Origin of the sequence: Paenibacillus sp. 23TSA30-6 (genome assembly GCF_014858585.1) — a bacterium.
Taxonomy (GTDB): domain Bacteria; phylum Bacillota; class Bacilli; order Paenibacillales; family Paenibacillaceae; genus Paenibacillus.
This window is the reverse complement of record NZ_SLTL01000022.1, coordinates 70,768-96,842: the sequence shown is the minus strand read 5'-3', so window position 1 is coordinate 96,842 and position 26,075 is coordinate 70,768. Positions and strand designations below refer to the sequence as shown.

Below are 26,075 nucleotides of genomic sequence, written 5' to 3'. Positions count from 1 at the left end.
TGTATTAGGCACGCCGCCAGCGTTCGTCCTGAGCCAGGATCAAACTCTCCATTAAAGACCAACCGAAGTTGGTATATAGAAAGAGCGATATGCTCATTTTGAAACTGACGAGATAAAAATATCTCTTTCACACTCCGATTTCATACAACCTTGCGGTATGCACCAAAATCTTCATGGTTGATTTTGCGAACAAAATCATTTACTCACTCGTTGTTCAGTTTTCAAAGATCAAACATTTCTTTTTCGCCGACTCAGCTCGTCGCCTTATCAACTCTTATATCTTATCATGTCCGAACCAACTTTGCAAGCATTTTTTAAAATCTTTTTTTGTAACACTCGCTCACAATATTGTATTTCTTGGCCGGAATTAGAATATATCATACTAGGTATTTAAATGCAACCTTTTTTATTAAATTGTTTGCCTCGAAATACCTGGTTACTCATTACAATTCAAGTTCAAAGTCTGATTTTTCTTTAATATTGATGATTTGACAAAGAAAGGATGGGTAAACATGATAAGAGAACGCCATCGCCTAACCACCCACCCTCTAATAGAGAGTAGGCGGATATTACGCAACTTCATTTTGATAGTTTACATGAAATCTTCAGCAAGCCACAAACCACACGAAAGCAATTTTGTTTCATATGACATTAGGTGATGATTAATTATTACATTATGGAGGAGTAGATTTTTACAATGAAGCAACGAAGGCGAACATGGACGAGAATTGTGACTCTTATCATCTCTTGCTTACTGCTTGTCGTTATCTCTGGATTTGTGTATGAGTGGATTGCATCCAAACAGGATAAATTGCAGTACCCCCCTCTGGGGGAAATGGTCGACGCCGGGGGCTATCGACTTCATATTCACAAACTTGGTAGCGGCTCTCCGACCATACTGCTTGAATCGGGGAGTGGGGAAAGTAGCCTGTCCTGGAGAGATATTCCCGAAAAGCTGTCATCATTCGCCACCGTTGTATCCTATGACCGGGCAGGCTATGCCTGGAGCGAGGAGGCTGCTACTCCACGAACTGGGGAAAACATCGTTCGAGAGCTTCATGTCGCCTTAAAAAACGCAGACATCCAAGCTCCTTATATTCTGGTAGGCCATTCCCTCGGAGGGATGTACTCAAGACTGTACGCGCAGACATACAAAGACGAAGTGGCAGGATTGGTTCTGGTGGATGCCAGGCCTGAGAATGACGCTCGCCGGACAAATGAGATCTATGACAAGGAACGACCTAAGGTCAATCCCTCCCCGTTAATATCCATTCTCCTAGAAAAGTCAGGGGCTTTTCGCCTGTTCCCCAATTTTATGCTAACGGGTCGGGTCGAATATCAAGATAGAAAATCTTTTGTGAATATTGTCGCTTCCTCTAAATACTTCCGATCTGTTGCGGAGGAGGGTGATCTAGCGAGCACTACCGAAGATGCCATACGGGGACAGCATCTGGGTAACCTCCCTGTACGTGTGATTGCCCGGGGGATCCAACAAGATTTGACTCAGTTCGGTATTAGTAAACGCGGAAATGATCAGATCGAACAAAGTTGGCAAATTGGACAGCGCGAGATGCTTAACATCTCTACAAACAGCAAATTTATTGTTGCCAAGAAGAGCGAGCATATGATTATCCATGATCAACCGGAGCTTGTCATCCAAGTAATCCGTGAACTCATCACCGACACCAGTCACTTTCAGTCAGCCATGTATAAAGCATACACAGATGATTAGGGACTTTATATGTTAATGACAGCATAAAAAAACAAAAGACGCCCGAGTTCCTTCTATATAAAGGAATCCGGGCGTCTTTGCTGCCTAACACTTATTATGCTTGATTGAGCTTAGGACAAAATGGGCTTGTTTTTAGATGAGGTCTCTGCGACCTTGCCAAGTATCTGTCTCAGCACTTTAGCATTTTCCCCGATATAACCGGAATCAAGCAGCACATCGTGCGTACCGATGACTCCATACTCTTCGTATTGACCAAGCGTTGCCTGTTGCCATAGCAGTTTATCTGATGATGTCACCGGACCAATACTATCGTCCTCTGCAACCAAGGCATGGATATTCGCCTGAACTCCACCTGCGTTAATAAGCTCATTGCGGTAGATGGAGTAAATCAACATTTTGTCTTTGACTCGCGCTCTGTCAGCTGGATCGGCGAGGAATGATTTGTACTGGTCCCCAATGCTGTCCAGCACCGTCTCGACAATCTCCTCAAGCTGCTCTGGTGTCGATTCATCCTTGGACATTTTTCTCATAGCATCCACCATAATAAGATCGCTGACATGGTGACCTCGGCTTTCCATGGCTTTGGCCACCTCGAAGGCCAGATTTCCTCCGAGTGAGTATCCCAGGAAGACATATGGACCCTCAGCTTGAATATCCACGATGGCAGCCATGTATCGATCCAGCATGTCTTGGCCCTGGAAACGATCGCCGATAAATTCTAGCCCGAACACCTCGCAATGTCCTTCCAGCTCCTTGGCCATCTCATAGTACCCCAGAGAGTAGCCTACCCGAGGAGGGAAGCAAAACACTTTAAGCGTTCCTTTCCCTGGGAAGTGGATAATTTCCATTTCCTCTTCATCAGGAGCGGCTGTTGCCCGCAGCTTGGATATTTCATGGGCCATTTGCTCAACAGTCGGCAGATTAAACACGACTTGGAGCGGAAGCTGAACACCCATGCCGGTTGAGATCTTTTGGATCAATCCCAATACTTTCAGGGAATGGCCCCCAAGTTCGAAGAAGTGGTCCCTGATCCCGATTTCCTGCACGCCGAGCACCTCGGACCAAATCTGCGCTAGCTCTACTTCTGTCTGTGTGCGCGGCGGGATATACTCCGCTGTGCTCCGCAGAAGTGCTTCCGGTGCCGGCAGCGCTTTGCGATCCAATTTGCCATTCGGATTCAGCGGCATTTGTGCCAACTGTACGAAAGCAGTCGGAATCATGTAGCTTGGCAGCTCGCTGGCCAGTGCCTCGCGTAGTACGCCCGCTGCAAGCCCCTCTTCGGCCACAAAGTATGCACAAAGCTGAGTACTTCCAGTGGAATCAGCCAGTGCAAGAACAACCGCTTCCTGCACAGATGGCACTTTAAGAATTTGTGCTTCCACTTCTCCCAGCTCAATGCGGTAACCCCGGATTTTTACCTGGTGATCGATCCGTCCCAAATACTCAATATTCCCGTCTGGTAGCCATCGGGCCAAATCGCCCGTCCGGTAAATCCGTGCTCCCGGTTTGTACGGGTGAGGAATGAACTTCTCTGCCGTCAGGTCTGGTTGGTTGAAGTACCCTCGCGCTACCCCTTCGCCTGCAATGCAGAGTTCTCCCGGTACACCCACCGGTGATACCTGAGAAGCGCTGTCCATCATCCATACTTGGACGTTAGCGTACGGTTTGCCGATAGGCACATGCGTTAGAGCCGCAGTCTCAAGACTCGTTGTATACCGAGTCGCATATACGGCTGCTTCCGTAGGACCGTAGATGTTTTCCAGTACTGCGTAAGGAGATACTTTATAATACTCTTCCACAAGTTTGGCAGGCAGCGTCTCGCCGCAGGCAAACAGGTATTTCAGAGTAAGGAATCCTTGGGTGCCGCTTTCTTTCAAGTATTGAACGAGCACACTGAGCATCGACGGCACCAAATTGAGATGCGTGATACGGTTCGTATCCACGGCCTCTAGCAGTGCCATCGGGTCTTTGTCCACGCCTTGCTGCAGGATCACGAGAGTCCCCTGTCCAAAGAACCAGCAGAACAGCTCCGGCACGGAGAAGTCAAAGGTGAATGTCGTTTTGAGCAGGAAACGGTCGCCTGCCAACATCGGATATTCAGCTTCCAACTGACTCAGCGTATGGACGGCAGAGCGGTGTTCAATCATTACACCTTTCGGCTTGCCGGTTGAACCTGACGTGTAAATGATATACGCCAGATGCTCCGGCCCCGCAATTGGCTCCAGATTCGAGCTATCCGCATGATACGCCTGCGGATCATCAAGTGCCAGGATCGTGTCGGTGAACGGGAAGCGATCTTTGAGATGGTTCTTCGTCAGCAGAAGCTTCGCCCCCGAATCCTCCAGCATGTGGCGAATACGATCTTCCGGGAACTCCGGATCAATTGGTACATAGGCCCCGCCAGCTTTGAGAATGGCATGAATACCAATGATCATCTCAAGCGAGCGCTCGACCATGATGCCGACCGGTTGGTCTGGTCTGACCCCTTGGGCACGCAGCGTACGTGCAAGGCGGTTCGCCTGCTGATGAAGTTCTCCATAGGTAAGCTCCGTTTCTCCGTAAACAAGTGCTGTACGATCCGGTGTGAGCGCTGCTTTTTCCTCAAATATACCGTGAAGGGTCTGCTCACGCGGATAAGGAGCTACTGTATCGCCCCACACCTCTATAATCTGCGATTTCTCTTCTGGCGTGATCAGCTCCAGCTCATCAATACGGATAGCAGGTTGAACAGAAACGCTTGTCAGAATTCTCGTCAAGTGTCCTTGAATTCGTTCCACGCTCTCCCGATCATAGACGCGGGCATTGTAACGGTACAAGAACTCCAGATTACGGCCCGGCAGCACAATGAGGTTAAAATCATAATTCGTCTGTTCAAACATCTGAACATCCGTAATTTTGTATTCTGCCTCTTCACTGGCAATTTTCTCTTCCAGATGCTCTTCTACCGGGTAATTTTCGAACACCATAATATGAGAAATCAAATCTTGCTTTTGTTCGCTCTGTGCTTGAATCTCATAGAGCGGATAGGAATCATAAGCATGTCCTGCCAAATATAATTCCTGCTGTCTTTTCATCACATGGGAGAACGTATCGCTTCCCTCGGCCTGTACCCGAACCGGAACTGTATTAATGAAGAGACCGATCATGCTTTCGATGCCCGGAATCTCGGCAGGTCTTCCCGATACTACACTTCCGAAGACGATATCCTGGCTTCTATTGTAGCGCTGCAACACGATTCCCCAGGCTGCTTGCATCAACGTATTCATCGTCACCTGATGCTGTTTGGCCACCTGTTCCAGGCGATCGGTCAATTCCGCATCCAACGTGAATACCAGCTTCTCCGACACGTAGGCTTCTGCTTTTGCCGATGGCTGTGTGATGGCCTGTGGCAGCTTCGTCTGCTGCTCGTAGCCTTCCAGGTACCCTCTCCAGTAAGAGGATGCCTCTTCCTCGCCTTGCTTCTCCAACCATTGAATATACTGGCTGTACGATACAGCTGCAGGAAGCTCAGGCTCCCTTTGCTCACGCAGAACCCCATACGTCTCAAACACTTCCTGGAGCACAAGCGGCATACACCATCCATCCAAAATGATGTGATGAGAGCTCCACAGCAAATGGTAAGCCTCTTCTGCAGTACGTAGAATAGCAACACGCAGCAACGCTTCTTCAGCAAGATTAAAGCCTCTTGCTTTGTCCTGAGCAGTATAAGCTGCAAGACGCGCTTGGATTTCATCGGCTTCCAGCTCGTGTAGATCCTCGTATACGAAGTCACACGCTCTTTCTTTGAACACAATCTGAATAGGGAAATCGCCCCACCCGGCATGGAAATTGGTTCTCAATATGGCATGCCGTTTCATCAGATATTTTAAGCTACGTTTGAAATCCTCAGGATAGAATGCTCCCTGAATTTCAAACTTGGCCTGCTCAAAGTAGACTTCCGAATGAGGCTCCAGCAAGCTGTGGAACAACATTCCTTTTTGCATCGGTGTCAGTTTATACATATTTTCAATACTACCGATATGTCGTGTCTGCTCTTCTAACTCCTCGATTTTTTCCAAGCTGATATCTTTGAGGAGTACATCGCTTGGTGTAAGTTCTGTTCTTTCCTTGCTTACACAATGTCCAATGACTTCGCTGAGACGGTTCTTCAGGATGCCAACAAACTTAGCCACGGACTCCCCGTGGAACTGATGACGATTATAGCTGACCGAAAGTTGAAGCTGTCCTTCGGCAATCAGTCCATTAATGTTCAATGCCTGATGCTGCACCATCTGCTCACTGACCTCAGGTCCTACTGAGTAAGACGATACTTCCATCATCCCTCCTGCAAGATCCTGGTCGAACTGTCCCAAGTAGTTGAAGGTAATCTCAGGTTCAGCCGAGAAGGAGGAGACATCGGAACCGTCGCTTAAATATTTCAAAATACCATATCCGACACCTTTGTTCGGGATACGACGCAAGCCTTCCTTGACGTGCTTGATTCTGGCGCCGATCTCCAATTCCCCTCCCATCTCAAGGGCGACAGGGTATTGACTTGTAAACCAGCCTATTGTGCGAGTAATATCCAGTTCCGGTACAACAGGCTCCCGCCCATGTCCCTCCAGAAGGATGCCTACACGTTCGATTCCCGTCCACTCGCGAACAGCCATACCCAGAGCCGTCAGGAGCAGATCGTTAACCTCCGTATTGTAAGTGCGGTTCGCTTCTTTCAGGAACTGCTCTGTCTCTTCTGGTGACCATCTCACCGTGACAGCCTCGCTGTCTTTGATGAGAAGAGCGCCGTCTACCTTGTCTTTTGGAAGAGGGACAAAGCCATCTCCTTCTACTTCTGTCCAATAGCTGCGTTCTTGTTCAGCCGCCGGACTATTCGCATATTGTGTGATTCCCTCAACCCATGCACGATACGAATCCGTCTTCTGTGGAAGCTTGACTGCTTCTCCACGTGCTGCCTGCTCGTAGCCTTCCTGCAGGTCCTCAAAGAGAATACGCCAGGATACGCCATCCACAGCCAGATGATGAATAACGATCAACAGATGTTCGCCTTCCGCACAGCGGAACAGACCCAGTCTAAAGAGAGGTCCATTCTCCAGAGAGATGCTTCGCTGAATGGCTTCCGAACCTGCTTCTATTGCTGAAGCCGGGTCTATTTCATCCCGCAGATCGTGGATTTGGAGACTATAGAGCTCACCCTCACCCACGCTCCGGTTCCAGGCCTCCAATCCCTGCTCTCCTTGGCGGAACACCAGTCGTAAAGCATCATGATGCTCTGCAATTCTCCGAACAACCTCGGCGAGCGCATCGGTATTGAATCCATCCCGTCGGTACAACATGACCGACTGATTAAAGTGATGCAGATCCATCGACTGTTCATCGAAGAATCTGTGCTGGGCAGGTCCCAGTCTTACCGCTCCGTGTACCTCGCTTTGGTCCGCAATTCGGCTGACCACACTAACGCGCTGTGCCAGCTCTGCAATTGTCGGATAACCGAACAAATCCTTCATTTCAAGCTTATAGCCTGCGTGGAGAAGCCTTGATGATACTTGAATGGATTTGATCGAGTCACCTCCAAGCTCAAAGAAATTATCATGTATGCCGACAAGCGGCACGCCGAGTACACCTTGCCAGATTGAAGCCAAAATGTTCTCCACATCCGTCCGCGGAGCGGTAAAGTCTGCTCCCGCCTTTATACCCGAGTTCGGTTCAGGCAGTGCCTTGCGATCCAGCTTGCCATTCGGTGTCAGAGGCATCACGTCCAGTTGGACGAAGTAAGACGGAATCATATATGCAGGCAGTCCGGCAGACAGTTCGTCTCTCAGCTCGCTGACAGACATTTCGCGATCAGCTACGAAGTAAGCACACAGCGATTTCTGCCCATGAGCATCTGCCCACGCAACAACGAGAGCTTCCTCGACAAGTGGAATGTCCAGCAGCTTGGCCTCAATCTCACCAAGCTCAATACGATAGCCCCGTATTTTAACTTGATGGTCAATGCGTCCAATGTACTCAATGTCTCCATTAGGAAGGCGACGAGCCAAATCCCCAGTGCGATACATATTTCCTTCCGAGGCGAACGGATTTCTAATAAATTTATCTGCGGTAAGCTCAGGACGGTTCAGATATCCACGGGCTACCCCGTCCCCGGCGATGTACATTTCGCCCTCCACGCCTAACGGTACGAGACGGAGCCGATCATCCAGAATATGGATGTATATATTATCTGCTGGCAATCCAATCGGTACAGATTCACGCGTATCCTTTGCAGGATTGTACAGGTGAATCATGCAGCCGACGACTGTTTCGGTTGGTCCATATTCATTGTAGATTTTGATGTTGCCGCCAAAGAGATCTGTGATGGTTTTCGATAAATGTGTGGTCAGATTTTCTCCGCCCACAATGAGTTGCTGAATACGACTTTCCGCTGGAATGGTCATGTCTTTTATCAGACTGAGATGCGTTGGCGTCAGCTTGAGAATATCGACCGCATTTTCGCGCAAAATATGCTGAACAACCTCCGCTTTATCTATACCATCATAAATCCGTACTATTCCTCCGTTTATTAACGGAGTAAACATTGATGTCATCGTCAAGTCAAACGAAATGGATGAGTACAGCGGGAAATCCGTTGGCTCCCCGGCACAATAGACCTTATTGGCCCACCAGATGTAGTTCACGATTCCTTTGTGGTTAATCATGGTTCCCTTCGGATTTCCTGTTGTACCCGAGGTATAGATTAAGTACACCAGATCGTTTCCTCCCACAGGAATATTGGGATTATCCACCTCGGTTCCATAGATGTGCGGCGTATCCAACTCCATAACCGTTCCCTCAAAAGAGGCCAACTCCGTCAGGTGGCTCTGTGTGAGCAAAATTTCAGCGCCAGAATCCTTCAGAATATACTGAATCCGCTCCTGCGGATATTCAGGATCAATAGGCACATAGGCTCCGCCCGCTTTGAGCACACCCATGATAGCGACAAGCAGCTCTACAGACCGATCTGCCAACAGACCTACCACTTGTTCACTCCGTAGTCCCTGGGCTATCAAGGTGGAGGCCAGCCTGTTCGCCTGCTCGTTCAGCTCCCGATACGTGATCTGGATGTCCCCGTTTACAGCCGCAATCTTATCAGGCGTACGGACAACCTGTTCTTCAAACAAGGTATGCAGACCCTGATCACTTGGATAGGTATGGGCCTTGCCGCCCCAGTCAAGCAGTTTCACCCGTTCCTCAGATGTTACAATCTCCAGTTCCTGTATAGTCGCTTGCGGACGAGCAGCCGCCTGATCGAGCATCTGCAACAAATGTCCTCCGATTCGTGCAATGCTTTCTTGCTCGTAAACCGAGGCATTGTAGCGAATGCACACCTTGATGTCTTCGCCTGGAATCACAACCAGGTTAAAGTCATAGTTGGTTTGTTCAAACATGGTGAAGTTGGCGACTTCGAGATTGTCCTCCGTTTGATTACCCGATTGCTCCACCTGCTCGTCGAGCGGGTAATTTTCAAAGATCATAATATGAGAAATCAGGTCCTGCTTTTGGGTTGTTTTCCCCTGAATCTCATACAGTGGATAGGTATCGTAGGCACGACCAGCCAATGACTGTGCCTGTGTACGTTTCATCACCTCTACAAAGGCTTCGTCTTTGGATGACTGTACACGGATAGGTACTGTATTAATGAACAGACCCACCATATTTTCGATCCCTGCAATCTCAGCAGGTCTACCCGACACAACGCCGCCGAAAACGACATCCGAGCTGGCATTATAACGTTGAAGAATCAGACCCCAAGCTGTCTGCATGAGTGTGTTGACAGTCACGTGATTACGCTTCGCGACAACATCCATTTTACCGGTCAACGATGCACCCAGATGGAGAACATGCTCTTTTAGAACATAGCCCGCTTCTTTGGCTTGAGATTTCGTTTTACCTTCCGGCAATACAGTATTCCCGTCATAATCTTCGAGATATTGGCTCCAATACGTTGAAGCTTCTTGATCATCCTGTGCATCAAGCCACTCGATATAACGACTATAGGGCTGAGCTGGCGGCAGGACAGGCTGTACTTGCTGTTTCTTGGCAGAATAATAATCGAACAGCTCCTGTGTAATGATCGGGATACACCAGCCATCCATGACAATATGGTGGAAGCTCCACAATACAAGACAGCTTTGATCCTTCTGCAAGACGGTCACTCGCATCAGCGGATCTTCTGACAAGCTGAATCCCTTAACCATATCTTCAGCCGTGTAAGCCTTGATCCGGGCTTCTTGTTCCTGCATAGATGCGTCGCGCAAATCTACGTAGTGCAGAGGGATTAACCGCTGCTTAAAGACAACTTGCAGCGGTACATCAGCAATGTTGTTGTAAAAGCCGGTACGTAGTATGGCATGTCGTTGCACCAAAGCCTGGAAGCTCTCGAAGAAGATATCTACATCGAATCTGCCACGCAGCTCAAACGTTGCCTGTTCGAAGTATGAAGAGGAGTCCGGCTCCAGCAAGCTGTGAAACAGCATTCCCTTCTGCATTGGCGTCAGCTTGTACACATCCTCAATCTCTCCGATGTGGGCCGTCTGCGCCGTGAGTCGATCAAGCTGCTCCAATGTTAATCCCTGGAACAGAACATCACTTGGCGTAAGCTGTGAACGCTCCTGAGCCACACAATGCCGGATGACCTCACTAAGGCTTGACTGTAATAATTCAGCAAAATGACTCACCGTCTCCTTACGATACTGCCTGCTGCTGTACGTAATCGTCAGTGATAGCTGGCCTTCGGCAATCATGCCATTCACATCCAGAGCATATTGCTGTGGTGTGAGATCGCTGAGCGCCTTACCAACTGAATATGTGGATAGGCTAAGGGCATTACCCTCCAAATCCTGATCAAACTGCCCAAGATAATTGAAGGAAATCTCCGGCTCTGCGCCGAATCCGACACTTTTCTCCGGTGCCATATACTTCAGAAGACCGTAGCCGATTCCTTTGTGCGGAACCTCTCGCAAATTTTCTTTGATGCGCTTGATTCGCGCAGATACTTCCTGTCCGCCTTGCAGGTTCAGCAGAACCGGATACTGGGTTGTGAACCAGCCCACGGTACGGGTAATATCCAGGTCTGATACGATCATTTCCCGTCCATGCCCTTCAAGATTGACCAAAATCCGCTCCATGCCTGTCCAGCGCTGAACGGCTGCCCCCAGAGCAGTCAAGAGCAAATCATTCGTCTCCGTATGATACGCCCGGTTCGCTTGTCGCAACAGCAGGTCTGTTTCCTGCGCAGACCACGTTACCGTAACCGATTCAGTATCCCGAATGGTGCCCGGCTTCTGATCCTCATCCTTCGGCAGTGGGGCCAAAATCGCCTCCTCGATCAGCTGCCAGTATGCATGCTCCTTGTCCAGAGCAGGCCCTGCTGCATACTTCGTCGCTTGCTCAGACCATACAAGATACGAATCGGTCTTTTGTGGAAGGACGATTGCTTGTCCATTCAATGCCTGCTCGTACCCCGCTGCAATGTCCTCAAACAGGATGCGCCAGGATACGCCGTCAACCAAGAGGTGATGAATGACAATCAACAAATGATCGCCATCGTCACAATGGAACAGGCCTAGCTTGAACAGTGGGCCACCTTCCAAGTCAAAGCTTGCCTGAATGGCATCAGCTTGGGCTTGAACCGCAGCTGTCTGGTCTTCCGCCTGCCGCATATCGGCAATGTCCAATGTGTAGAGCTCGCCTTCGTCCGTTCCCCGATTCCAAGCTGCGTATCCAGCTTCTGTAGGCCGGAAAACCATGCGCAGCGCGTCATGATGGATCGCAATTTGGTCCATTGTCAACCGGAGTGCAGCCTCATCAAAGCCATCCTTCCGATAGAGCATGACGGCATGATTATAATGGTGCGGCTCCGCTGTATGGCGTTCAAAGAACCAACGCTGAATTGGCATTAACTCTGCTGCACCTTTAATTTCACCCTGTTCCGCTATACGTCCAGCTGCCTGAAGATACGGGCTTAGCTCGGCAATTGTCGGATATTTGAAGAGATCCTTCATCTCTAATTTATATCCAGCTTGGAACAATCTCGAGGACACTTGGATCGCCTTGATGGAGTCACCACCCAGATCGAAGAAATGATCATGGATGCCGACCTGCTGCGCTCCCAGCACACCTTGCCATACGGAAGCCAAAGCTTCCTCAGCCTTCGTCCTTGGCGGTTCATAAACCGATCCTGTCTGCACATTGGCCTCCGGAGCGGGAAGCGCCTTGCGATCCAGCTTGCCATTTGGCGTCAAAGGCATCTGTTCCAATTGCATAAAGTAAGATGGAATCATATAAGCAGGCAGTTCAGCAGCCAAGGCTTTTCTCAACTCGCCTACCGTCAGCATCTGATCGGCAGTGAAATAGCCGACTAGCACTTTTTGTCCACTTCCATCCTCCCGGGCGAGCACAACGGCCTCCCTTACAGACGGAGCATGGAGCAGCTTCGCTTCCACTTCGCCCAGCTCGATACGGTAACCACGGATTTTAACCTGATGGTCAATCCGTCCCAAATACTCCATGCTGCCATCCGGCAACCAGCGTGCCAAGTCACCTGAGCGGTACATGCGCTCGCCCGCTTCAAACGGATGAGCGACAAACTTCTCTTCCGTCAATTCCGGTCGGTTCAGATAACCTCGCGCCAGACCTACGCCCGCCACATAGAGTTCACCTGGAATGCCAATCGGCTGTGGACGGCGTTGTTCATCCAAAATGTACGCTCGCAGCGTCGGAATCGTGGTGCCGATATTGCTGCGGCCCTGTTCAATTTCCAACTCTGTAATTTCCTTGTAGGTTACATGCACGGTCGTTTCGGTAATGCCGTACATGTTAATGAGCTGCACTTGCGGATACTTCGTTCTCCAGTCCTTGAGCAGGGCCGGGGCTAATGCCTCTCCACCGAAGATAATCATACGGAGGCTCAGTTCTGCCGCTTGATGACCGAGCTCTTCCTGTAGTAACTGGTAGAAGTATGTCGGCGTCTGGTTCAAGACGGTGACCTTCTGGTCCTTAAGCAATTGCAAGAAACGATCCGGACTCTTCGCGGTAAGCGACGGAACGATGACCAGACGTCCTCCGTTCAGCAATGCCCCATACATCTCCCATACGGAGAAGTCAAAGCAGAATGAATGGAACAGTGTCCACGTATCCTGAGGACCGAAATCAAACATATTTTTATCATTAAAGAGCAAGCGAACTACATTTTTGTGCTCGATCAGCGTTCCCTTTGGCTTGCCTGTCGTACCCGATGTGTAGATGACGTAGGCAAGATGCTCCGGTCCGGCTGCAGGCTTCAGGTTTGAGATATCTTCCTTGTAGGAAGCCGTCTCGTTCAGATTGATGATGTCCCCGGCGAAGGAGACGCGTTTCTCCAGATGCGCTTGTGTCAGCAGTAGCTTGGCTCCTGAATCCTCCAGCATAAAGCGAATGCGGTCCTCCGGATATTCAGGGTCCACAGGGACGTAAGCTCCGCCCGCCTTCAAAATGGCCAAAATCCCGACGACCATTTCGAGGGAACGATCCGCCATGATTCCAGCCAAACCATCTGGTTGGAGCCCACGCTCGCGGAGCGTTCTGGCAAGTCTGTTTGCCCGTTCGTTCAGCTCGCTGTAGGACAGGGTTGCCTCTTCACATACGACTGCTACTGCATTCGGAGTACGAGCAGCTTGTTCCTCGAACAACGCATGAATCGTCTTGTCACGAGGATAATCTGCTCTGGCTTCGGCCGACTCCTGCATCAGCTTTGATTTTTCCTGAGGTGTCACGATATCAAGGGATGACAACGGCATTCCCGGATTGGCGATGGCTTCCCGAATAAGCTGTACAAAGTGGCCTGCCATCCGCTCAGCAGTCTCTTGCTTGTAGATCGCAGTCGCGTACTCAAGCGTGCAGTTCAATGCCCCGTCTGCTTCTTCACTCACGGTCAGCGTGAGATCGAACTTGGCAGCCGGATGTACATTATCGTAAGGAGTGAAGCGCAATCCTTCTATTTCTTGTTCTCCCTGCTCGATATTTTGCAGGACAAACATGGTATCAAATAGCGGGTTACGGCTCAAATCACGCTGAAGCTCCAGCTTTTCTACCAGCTCCTCGAACGGGTAATCCTGGTTTTCATAGGCCCGCAGCGCTGTTTCCTTCACTTCCTGCAGATAAGCCTCGAAAGGCTTTTCTCCTTCTGGATAAGTACGAAGTGCCACTGTGCCGACGAACATACCGATGAGGCCTTCAAGTGTCGCATGGGATCTTCCTGCCACAGGTGAACCGACAATGACATCTTCCTGACCTGTGTACTTGTGCAAGAGCGCTGTATAGGCTGCCAGCAGTACCATGAACAGAGTGGAACCCGTTCGGGTAGCCAGCTCCTGAAGTGAAGCACTCAGAGAAGAATCAATTTGGAAGTCGATTCGATCGCCCGCAAAGCTTCGCACCGCAGGACGAACTTCATCTCCTGGCAAATCCAGCACTGGCAAGCTTCCGCGGAAAGCATCCAGCCAGTAAGCTTCCTGGGCCTTAAGACGCTCGCTTCCGAGCTGCTCTTGCTGCCATACAGCATAGTCTGTGTACTGGATCTGTAGCTCAGGAAATACGTCCTCCTCTTGGTAGAAGCGGAGAAACTCTTCTATGAGAATATTCATAGAAACCCCATCTGAGACAATATGATGCATGTCAAACAATAGTAAATGGCGCTCATGTGCAATTCGAATAAGGCCAACCCGCAGCAATGGAGCTACACCTAGATCGAAAGGACGGACAAACTGCTGAAGGGTAGCTCCTGCCTCTTCCTCGCTCAACTCCGCATATTCCACAGTAAACGGAACATCCGTCAGGAGCTGCTGTACAGGTTCACCGTTCACAGTCACAAAACGAGTACGCAGCGAACCATGACGATGAATCAGACGACGGAATGCCTGCTCCAGCCGTTCCCGATCCAAAGCTCCCTCAACCGTAAGGATACCCGGCATATTGTAGCTCAGCTCTCCACCTTCCAGCTGACTTAGAATAAACAGTCGTTTTTGAGCCGAGGACAATGGGTAATGCTCTCTCGCTCCCGCTGTAGGAATTTCTTCGAAATTCAGCGGTGTATAGCCCTCAATGGCACGAGCCAATCCTTCAATAGTAGGAGACTCGAACACTGCTCTCAGACTAATCTCGCGATTCATTTCCTTGCGAATTCGTGAGACTAGCAGGGCTGCACGCAGTGAATGACCTCCAAAATGGAAGAAATTATCCTTCACTCCCGCGCTCTCTACACCCAGCACCTCTTGCCAGATTTCGGCTAATTGAATTTCCACAGGTGTCCTTGGAGCCTCAGATGAAGCCGCTGCCCATCCACGCTCGCCCTGCAGCGCTTTTCGATCGATTTTTCCGTTCGACGTCAGAGGCATGTCCTCCAGTTGCATAAAGCGGGAAGGAATCATATATCCAGGTAACATCTCCGACAGAACAGCCCGAAGCTCGGATACCTCAAGTTTCTGAGCGGCTACGAAATAAGCGACTAGATCTTTGTAGCCGTCATCGCCCTCTACAGCCATGGCTACGACTTCCTGAACGGACGGCACTCTGAGCATTTGTGCTTCGACCTCACCCAACTCAATTCGATAGCCGCGAATTTTGACTTGGTGATCTATTCGACCTAAGTACTCGATGGTTCCATTCGGTAACCAGCGAACCAGGTCACCCGTCCGATACATACGCTCTCCTGGAGCAAACGGATTGTCCACGAACTTCTCATCCATTAACTCAGGCCGGTTATGATACCCTCGTGCTAACCCAATACCCGAAATGCATAGCTCTCCAGCTACACCGACAGGCTGCAATCTAAAATGGTCATCCAAGATGTACACACTATGGTTAGCAATAGGTCGTCCAATAGATACAATATCCGTTGCTTCCTCACTGTCTGGGACAGACCAGATTGTGGTGCATACGGAGTTCTCCGTTGGGCCATAGCCATTAGAGTAACCTACATGCTTCCTCCACTTTTCGATCATCTCGACCGATGCGGCCGATCCAGCGGTTAGCAGGCACCGCAGTGTTGGCAGACGCTCCGGGTCAAGGTGGATAGCGTAAGCGGGTGGCAAAGTCGCTACCGTAATTCCCTTATCGTTCATGAACTGCTCGAACAGGGCATGATCTAAAATATCTTGTGTAGAAGGGATGCACAGAACACCCCCGTGGCTCAGCGCCGTTAAAATTTCCGAAACCGATGCATCAAACGACAGACTTGCAAACTGAACGATCCGATCCTGCGGTGTAACTTCGAAGTGTGTCCCGTATACGTCCGAAAGATTCGGTAGTCCCCGATGCTCGACTAATACGCCCTTAGGCTGACCCGTCGTACCTGAAGTGTAGATCACGTAAGCCAGATCATCCGGGCCAGCAGTAGCCTCCAAATTCGAGGTGTCGGCATCATAGGACGATGATTCATCCAGCAGCAAAATATTTTCCGTCCATCCGAGATGCTCCAAGAGATGGGCCTGTGTAAGGATCAGCTTCGCCCCGGAATCTTCAAGCATGTAACTGATTCGTTCTTTCGGATACTCTGGATCGATTGGAACATAGGCACCCCCGGCTTTCATAATGCCGTAGATCCCAACGATCATTTCGAGCGACCGTTCAGCAATCAGTCCCACCAGATCTCCCGTCTTGATTCCCTGAGTACGGAGCCTTCTCGCCAGTCCATTGGCTTTTGCATTGAGCTCGGCATAGGTTAGCATCTCATCCTCGAACCAAAGGGCAGTCGCATCCGGCGTTCGTCCCGCCTGTTCCTCCAACAGCCCGTGGAACGTGTTACAGTGCTCGTAAATGCCTTTTGTATTTCCCCATACGTTCAGAATCTGTTCTCTCTCCTGCGGCGTGACTAATTCTAGTGCATCCACGGAAATGGCAGGGTTCTCTACAATTTGTTCCATGAGGTGAACCAGATGTCCCTTGATTTGCTCAATCGTCACTTGATCATAAACAAGTGCATTGTACTGGAACAGCAATCTCATCTCTTCGCCAGGGAGGACAATTAAATTAAAATCGTAATTCGTTTGCTCAAGAAGCTCCGCCTCCTCAATCTCAAAGGCAGCCTCGCCACCACCCAGACGCTCTACCTCCTCCTCAACAGGATAGTTCTCAAATACCATAATATGTGAGATTAGATCCTGCTTCTGATCGGTCTGAGCCTGAATCTCAAACAGCGGGTAGGTGTCATACATATGAGAAGCCATATATTGTTCCTGCTGCTGCTTCATCAGAACTGTGAAGGGGAGATTTTCTTCCGTCTTCACACGAACGGGAATTGTATTGATGAACAAACCGATCATCCGATCAATGCCCGGAATTTCTGCTGGTCTGCCTGATACTACACTTCCGTACACGACATCCCGGCTACCGTTATAGCGTTGAAGCGCAATGCCCCAGATAGACTGCAGCAATATATTCACCGTGACATGAGCATCCCTGGCCACCTTTTCAAGGCGCTCAGTCAATACCCTACTGAGAGGATAATTCAGCTTTTCTGCTACATAGCCTTCTCCCTTACTTGCTCCACCGACTTGAGGTAAAAGCGTCTGCTGCTCGTAACCGGCCAGATATCGGTTCCAATAGTTGGACGCAACTGTTTCATCCTGCTGTTCCAGCCATTCGATATATCGACTGTACGGATGAACCTCCGCCAGCTGCGGCTCTCTTCCTTCCAGGAGGGCAAAATAGTGTTCAAATACCTCCTGCGTAATTAACGGAACACACCACCCATCCATGACGATGTGGTGAAAGCTCCATAAGAGACGGAAGCTCTCTTCATCGGTTTGTAAAATCGATACACGGAGAAGCTCGTCTTCAGCCAGGTTGAAGCCCAGTGCTTTGTCCTTAGCACCAAATGTCTTCAGGTAAGCTTCGCGCTGCGATGCATTCATCTCCCGCAGGTCTTCATACACCAATTTAGCGCCTCTGTGCCGAAATACAACCTGCAACGGCTCGCTGCCCCATCCGCTATAAAAGTTCGTGCGCAGGATGGCATGACGCTCCACCACTGCATCCAGACTGTGTCCGAAGGCATTCGGATCAAAGCTACCCTTAAAGTCAAAGGCAGCCTGCTCAAAATAGGCACCTGTATGCGGCTCAAACATATCATGGAACAGCATGCCCTTCTGCATCGGTGTCAGACTGTATACATTCTCAATATCGCCTATGTGGCTGGTTTGCTTAGAAAGCTCTTCCAAATCGGCAATACTCAGCCCTTTCGCAAGCACGTCGCTTGGTGTCAATACCGCTCTCTCTTGAGTTACGCAATGATGGAGAAGCTCTCGCAGGCTTTCTTCAATATATCCAGCGAGCTGTTCCATCGTAGATGACTTATACTGTTTTCCGTTATAAGTAATCGTCAGAGAAAGTGCCCCGTCCGTCACCATGCCATTGATATCTAGCGTATAGGCCGGTTCCTCCAACGAGCTTTGCGCGCTTCCAGTTGGATAAGGCGAAATCTGCAACGAGCTTCCTTGCAAATCCTGATCAAATTGCCCTAGATAGTTAAAAGAAATCTCAGGCTGCAAGCTGAAGCTGTCTACATTCAACTGACTTGCCATCGTTTTGAGCAACCCATAGCCAATACCTTTGTTCGGAATTCGGCGCAGCCCTTCTTTCACAGACTTGATCAAGGAGGCCACTTCCGGGTTATCCCCCAGGTCTAAAATCACCGGATATTGACTTGTAAACCACCCAACGGTACGGGTGATGTCGATATTCGGTATAATCGGCTCACGACCGTGTCCTTCCAGATTCACAGCAACCTTTCCGATGCCAGACCATTTGGATACCGCCATGCCCAGAGCGGTCAATAGCAGATCGTTCGTCTCTGTTTGATAAGCACGATGGGCTTTTCTCAACAATTGGTCGGTTTCTTCTATAGTCCATTGTGCTGTTACCACTTTGCTATCCTGTAAAAGAAGGCTTTCCACAGTCTCATCCTTCGGCAACTGTTCGAGTGGCTGATCCTCCAGCTCTCTCCAATACGCCCGATGAGTCTCCATTTCAGGACCTTCCGAATAACGAGCAAGGGCGTCTCCCCAGTCACGGAAGGAATCCGTCTTCTGCGGGAATACCAGCGCTTGTCCTTGAATCACCTGCTCATAGCCTGCTGCAATATCCTCGAACAAAATCCGCCAGGATACTCCGTCCACCACCAAATGGTGGATCACGATCAGAAGGTGGTCTCCATCCTGACAATGGAAAAGTCCTAACTTCAGCAGCGGACCTTCTGCCAGATTGATACTGCGCTGAATGTCATCCGACAGCGTTGCAATGGCTGCAACCGGATCGGATTCATTCCGTAAATCAGCGGTGAACAGGCTATATAGCTCTCCTTCTTCAAGATCACGATTCCAAGCCTCGTAGCCATGCTCTGTCTGACGAAAAACCATGCGAAGGGCGTCATGATGCTCAGCGAGTTTTCTCAGTACCTGATGCAAGGCCTTTTCCTCAAACCCCTGTTCACGATACAGCATAACCGCTTGATTGAAGTGATGAGGCTCTGCCTGCTTCCGTCCAAAGAACCACTGTTGGACTGGAGTCAAGCGAGTCGCTCCACGCACAACTCCCTGTTCAGCCATATGCACAGCCGTTTGTATCTCCGCGCCTAGCTCGGCAATGGTTGGCGATTTGAACAGCTGCTTCATCTCTAACCGATAGCCGGCCTGCAATAACCGTGACGACACCTGAATGGCCTTTATGGAGTCTCCGCCCAATTCAAAGAAATTGTCATGGATACCCACCTGTTCGGCACCCAGCACACCTTGCCAAACAGACGCCAAGGCTTCTTCCGCCGGTGTACGGGGAGCCGTATACTTCCGTCCCGTATGCGCACCCACTTGAGGAGCCGGCAGAGATCTGCGGTCCACTTTTCCGTTCGACGTTAATGGCATACGATCCAACTGCACAAAATAGGACGGGATCATATAACTCGGAAGTACCTGCGATAGGGAAAGACGTACTTCGCCTGCCGTGAGCGTACGATCCGCCACATAATAAGCACAAAGCTGCTTCTCTCCAAGCTCATCCGCGCGAACGACCACTACGGCGTCGATTACTGACTCCACCTTGGCCAGTTGGGCCTCGATTTCAGGGAGCTCGATGCGGTAACCGCGTATTTTGACCTGCTCATCAATTCTTCCTTTAAACTCCAAATTACCATCTGGAAGCCAGCGTACCAAATCCCCAGTTCGGTAGCAGGGTTCTCCGTCCTTCACAGGACTAGGAACAAATTTCTCTGCTGTGAGATCAGGACGATTGAGATATCCGCGCGCTACACCTTCACCACCGACAATGAGTTCACCCCAAGCACCAATAGGCTGTAATTGCAGCGATCCATTGACCACATAAGCGGTCGAATTACTAATTGGGCGACCAATCGGCACACCCCCTTCGGCACGACCCGGAATCTTGTAGGTGGTGGAGAAGGTCGTATTCTCTGTCGGACCATAGCAATTGATAGGGACAAGATCAGGATTAGCCTCGATTACACGGTTCATATGAGATAGGGACAGTACGTCACCACCGACTAACAATGCTTTTAGCCCTCTGAACAGGTACTCATCCTGCAGGGAAAGCTGATTGAAAAGCGGTGAAGTAAGCCACAATGTCGTAATCCCGTACTTGGCAATAGCCGCTTTGAGCCTATCAGCAATCAGGATGTCGTCGTTCTCTACGAAATAGAGCTGTCCGCCATTAAGCAACGCCCCCCATATCTCGAAAGTAGAAGCATCGAAGGCCACGGCTCCTGTCTGCAAAATTCGTGTGGATTCATTCAGTTCCACATAGTTAGTCTCTTTGACCAGACGGACCACGTTCCGGTGCTCCACCATAACGCCCTTCGGTCTACCCGTCGTACCCGATGTATAGATGACATAAGCAAGCCCCTGCGATCCCTGAGCCGTCTCCGGCTGGGCAGGTTCAGCTGAATAAGCCTCTTCACTGCTAAGATCGACAATCGGTATACCGTAGTCTACATTTATAAGCTCGCCCTTTTGCACCAATAATAGCTTGGCGTCGGAATCATTAAGCATATAACGAACCCGATCTTCCGGGTAATCAGGATCAATCGGCACATAGGCTCCACCCGCCTGTAGTATCGCGAGCATACCAATGACCATCTCGATGCTTCGTCCGCCCATCACGGCCACAGGCTGCTCCCTCAACGTTCCCAAACGACGCAGTGTTTGGGCCAGTCGGCTCGCCTTGTCTTCCAATTCAAGATACGTTAGCTGGACATCGCCGAATACAAGCGCCGTCTGCTCTGGTGTACGCTTGACTTGTTCTGCGAACAGCTCATGAATGGTCTTGTCCCTTGGATAAGGAGCCGATGTCGCGTTAAATACTTCAACGATCTGTACTTTCTCCTCCGGTGTGATCATTTCTATCTCGGCCAGTTGCAACTGAGGATTGGCTGAGACTGCGTGCAGAACCCGAAGCAAGTGCGTTGCAAGTCGCTCTACACTTTCACGTCGATATAAAGCCGTACTATACTCGAGGCCAAAGGCTAATTTTGACCCCTTCTCCTCTACATTGAGGGACAGGTCAAATTTGGCTGTGACGGTGTCCATCAAGTAAGGAGTAAAGTGCACTCCGTCCATTTCCTGCTCTTCCTGCTCGGTATTTTGTAATACCAATAGGGTGTCAAAGAGCGGATTGCGGCTGACATCACGTCCTACGCCCAGCTTTTCGACCAATTTTTCAAAAGGGTAATCCTGATGCTCAAACGCCTTGAGCGCTGTTTCCTTGATTTCCAGAAGATAATCATGAAAGGTTTTATCTCCTGCCGGGTAGCTGCGCAAGGCCAGTGTGTTGACAAACATCCCGATGATGCCCTCAAGCTCAGCCTGCGGTCTTCCGGCTACTGGAGAACCTACGACGATGTCCTCCTGTCCTGTATATTTGTGCAGTAGTACCGAATAAGCGGCCAGCAATACCATATACAGTGTAGTACCTGTACGGGATGCAAGCTCTTGTATCGCCTTATTTCCAGACTCATCCAATGTAAAATCAATTCGGCTACCCTCGAAGCTCCGAACCGAAGGTCGTTGGAAGTCTGTAGGCAAATCCAATATCGGCAACTCCCCTTCAAAGGCTTGCAGCCAATATTCCTCAAGATCTTGCCATTGGTTCTCTGACTGTTCCCGTTGCCATACGGCATAATCCTTGTACTGGATGTGCAGCTCTGGTAGCTGTTCTCCTTGATACAAATGAGTAAGTTCCTCTATCAATATTTGAATAGAAACCCCATCTGAAATGATGTGATGCATATCAAACAGCAACAGATGACGCTCCTCCTGGAGCTTCAGCAAGCTAACACGCAGTAATGGAGCCTGGCTCAGATCAAAGGCACGAATAAAGCTGTGAATGAGCGTATCCGTCTCCTCCACAGAAGCCTCTGTGTAGTTCAACGCGAACGGCACATTCCTATGCACACGCTGAACAAGCTCTCCATCCTGCATATAAAAGCCGGTTCTCAGGGATTCATGACGCTGGATCAGTGCCTGGAACGCAGACTCCAGCCGCGTGCGATCCAACGGTCCATCCACTGTGAAGACCCCTGGCATATTGTAGCTGAGCTCTCCCCCGTCCATCTGTCTCAGCACGTATAACCGCTTTTGCGCTGAGGACACTGGGTAAGCTTCGCTTTCCGTTGCCTGTGGGATGGATTCGTACATGGTCGGAATGTGTTTTTTCACAAGTTGCGCCAAGGATTCGACCGTAGGTGACTGAAACACCTCACGCAGCGAAATGCTACATCCCAATTCTTTGTGAATCCGTGAAACGAGCACTGTTGCCCGCAAAGAGTGACCCCCAATTTCAAAGAAATTATCTCTGACACCGACGCGGGCAACTCCCAAGATATCTTGCCAGATGAGTACCATCTGAGCTTCCACAGCAGTTCTCGGAGCCAAATAAGCCTCGCCGGATTGTACGCTGCTTTCAGGAGCCGGCAACGCACGGCGATCCAGTTTGCCATTTGGCGTAAGCGGCATTTGCTCCAGCCGGACAAAATAAGAAGGAATCATGTAAGCGGGGAGTTCCGCCGCCAGCTGAGACCGCAATTCCCCCGGCGAAAGATCACTGGAGGCTACATAGTAGGCGCACAGCAATTTTTGGCCCTGTTCGTCTTCCCGTGCGAGGACAATCGTTTCCCGTACGTTCGGAGCCTTGAGAATTTGGGCTTCTACCTCGCCAAGCTCAATTCGGTAGCCGCGAATTTTGACCTGATGGTCGATCCGCCCCAAATATTCAATATTGCCATCAGGCAACCAACGAGCAAGATCCCCAGTTCGGTACAGCCGCTCTCCCGCCCGATACGGATGCTCAACGAATTTCTCAGACGTCAAATCCGGCCGATTCAAATACCCACGGGCAAGACCGTCCCCCGCAATGTATAGCTCTCCCGGAACCCCAACAGGCTGCAGGCGTCTTTGCTCATCGAGAATGTAAGCGCTAAGTGTGGGGATTGTTGTGCCAATATTGCTTTTCCCCGCTTCAATCTCACGTTCCGTGATTTCCTTGTAGGTGACATGGACCGTTGTTTCCGTAATTCCGTACATATTAATCAGCTGCACATCAGGATACTTGACCCGCCAGTTTCTCAGAAGAGACGGACTTAAGGCCTCTCCACCAAAAATGATTTTTCTAAGGCCAAGCTCTGTCGAAGAGTGCGTTAATTCTTCCTGTAGCACCTGATAAAAATACGTCGGCGTCTGATTTAAAATGGTGACTTGGTTGTCTTTCAACAACTCCAGGAAAGCTGCTGGGCTCTTGGCTGTGAGAGATGGAACAATCACCAATTTCCCTCCGTAAAGAAGCGCTCCGTACATCTCCCAAACAGAGAAATCGAAGCAGAACGAATGGAACAGCGTCCACGTATCCTGAGAGTTGAAATCAAATAAATTTTTATCGTTAAAGAGCAGTCGAACTACATTTTTGTGTTCAATCAGTGTGCCCTTCGGCTTGCCGGTCGTACCCGACGTGTAGATAACATAGGCTAGATGGCTTGGTCCCGAAATGCTCTCCAGATTGGAAGCATCTCCTGTATACGTTGCAGCTTCGTCCAGACTCACAAGCTTTCCGTCAAAAGTGTTGCTCTCCCATAGATGACTTTGGGTGAGCAACAGACGGACACCTGAATCCTCCAGCATATAATGGATACGTTCTTCGGGATAATCGGGGTCAATCGGTACATAGGCACCACCTGCTTTCAAAATGGCCAACATGCCGATGACCATCTCCAAGGAACGGTCAGCCATAATCCCTACGAGCGTATCTGCTCCTACTCCCTCGGAGCGCAAATATCTCGCAAGTTGGTTAGCCCGCTCGTTTAGAGCTAGGTATGTAATGCTCTGCTCGTCCATCTGAACGGCTACGTGATCTGGCGTGCGCTCGGCTTGTTCCTCGAATAAGCCATGGATGGTCTTCTCACGTGGATAATCGACTGCAGCGCCTTCCGAAAGAGCCAAAATGGATTGCTCTTCTGGTTCACCCAATAAGTTTACCTCTGCGATAGAAAGCTGAGGTGAATGAATGATCTGCTCGGCGATCGTAAGCAACTGGGAAACCATGTCCTTAACTTCACTGCGTTCAAACAGCTCCGTCCGATAATCGACATCCAGTACCAGTTCGCCTTCATCCAGGATCTCCACGATATGAAGCACGAAATCGTTCACTTCGTCCCCGCAGAAATCATAATCCGTCAAAATACGCACATCATCCAAATCAACCCAATTGATAAGACGATATTCCATTGAAACGCCAAAAAGCCGCTGAATATCCTTGTTACCATGCATTTCTCTAAGATCCTGAATTAACTGATTGTATGGATATTTCTGATGCCGCAGGACTGACATCTGATCTCTGGCTACATCCTGCAGGAAGCTCAACACATCCATATCCTTTTTGATGTATGTTCTGGCAGCAGCGGTGCTGACGAACATACCTATCTTTTGCTTCTCTTTTTTGTTCCCCCGGTTAGCGAACGAAGTTCCAATCACCACATCCGGCTGATTCGTCATTTTGTGTATGTAGATATACATCGCACCCATGAAGAACTGGAACAAAGAAATCCTGTTCTGTTGGCAAAACGCTTGCAGCTCGTGATATAGCACTTCTGGTACGGTAAAATGCTCCCGAACGGCGTGGGTGCTTAAAGATAACGGATTATATGACTTCCAACCCGTAAGCTCAGGCAAATCAGAAAATTTATCCAGCCAGTATGCCTTATCCTTTTGGTATCTGTCAGAAAGCTCATATGCATTCTCATCTGCAATATATTGAATATACGAGCAATCGTCATTCAGCGTCGGTTCATTTCCTTGAATGATCTGCATGTAAAACGCTGTCAGCTGATTGCCATAGACCACCATTGATATTCCGTCAGAAATAATATGGTGCATCTTGGTATTAATCCAATACTCTTCCTCGCTAATCTTCACAATTAAAAACTGGAAGAGCTCGGAATCCAGCAGGGGCAAGGGTTTGTTTTTATGTTGCTCAAGTAAGGCTTCCACCTCAGATGCACTTTCATAGTGGGTAAGATCCAGGCACTCCAACTGTCTCTCTTCATAAGGAACGACGTACTGCTGAGGCACTCCATCCACTGAGGTAATACGAATGCGGAACGCATCATACTGTTTGATAATCAAATTAATGGACTGCATGAAGGCAGCGATATGGATATGCCCCTTCATCTTAGCTGTACCGGAAAGCTGTGACACTGACGTATCTGGGTAGAGTAATTCGGTATACCATATACGCTTCTGCGCATTTGTTAAATCATATAACTGCATGTCATTCATCTCATTCACTCCTATTCCATGATGTGAATATCCTCCCGCTGCACCTGGCAGTCAGGAGGACAAAAGGACCATATAACGTGCGCTTCCACCCCGTCATTGATCCAGTGAAACAATTTCTTCCGCCTCAACCACCAATCGATCCCCTACGGAGGCCCGACCGCTTCCGAGAATATAGCCCCGCCGACGCTTGATCACTTCAAAATAGAGATCAATTCGGTCTCCAGGCTTCGCCAAGCTGTGGAATCGAATTCCATTGAGGTTAGTCAAGTATGAAATACCTTTTTTATCAATCGCAGCGAATGCTGCCAATTGTGCAAGCGACTCCACAATCAACATAGGAGGCATGTATGGGTTAGTGTCCGTAATGAACCACTCACTCCAGGTGACAAGCTTGTATCCCTTCGCCCATTGCGACGTTTCGTACCCGGTCACGCCATCCAACAGAAGAAATGGGTACCGGTGCGGAAGCACATCCGGGATATGAATTAGCTCTTCGCTCAAAG

Annotated in this window: 3 protein-coding genes; 1 reads left to right on the top strand and 2 read right to left on the bottom strand. The window is 49.6% G+C overall.

Translation table 11 applies throughout. From position 1 onward, the window contains the following. Nucleotides 1–697: 697 nt before the first annotated feature. On the top strand, nt 698–1,732 hold the full coding sequence (locus tag E0698_RS19035; RefSeq protein WP_192512579.1) for an alpha/beta hydrolase: 1,035 nt from the start codon (nt 698–700) through the stop codon (nt 1,730–1,732). A gap of 110 nt (nt 1,733–1,842) precedes the next feature. Here the strand turns inward: E0698_RS19035 and E0698_RS19030 are convergent, their stop codons facing one another. Both E0698_RS19030 and E0698_RS19025 read right to left on the bottom strand, forming a co-directional pair. After that, entirely contained in the window at nt 1,843–25,572 is a 23,730-nt protein-coding gene (locus tag E0698_RS19030; protein WP_192512578.1) for a non-ribosomal peptide synthase/polyketide synthase, read from the bottom strand. A gap of 93 nt (nt 25,573–25,665) precedes the next feature. Beyond that, nucleotides 25,666–26,073, bottom strand: coding sequence for a 3-hydroxyacyl-ACP dehydratase FabZ family protein (locus E0698_RS19025; RefSeq protein WP_025721676.1), 408 nt, complete (start codon nt 26,071–26,073; stop codon nt 25,666–25,668). Between the last annotated feature and the right edge of the window lie 2 nt (nt 26,074–26,075).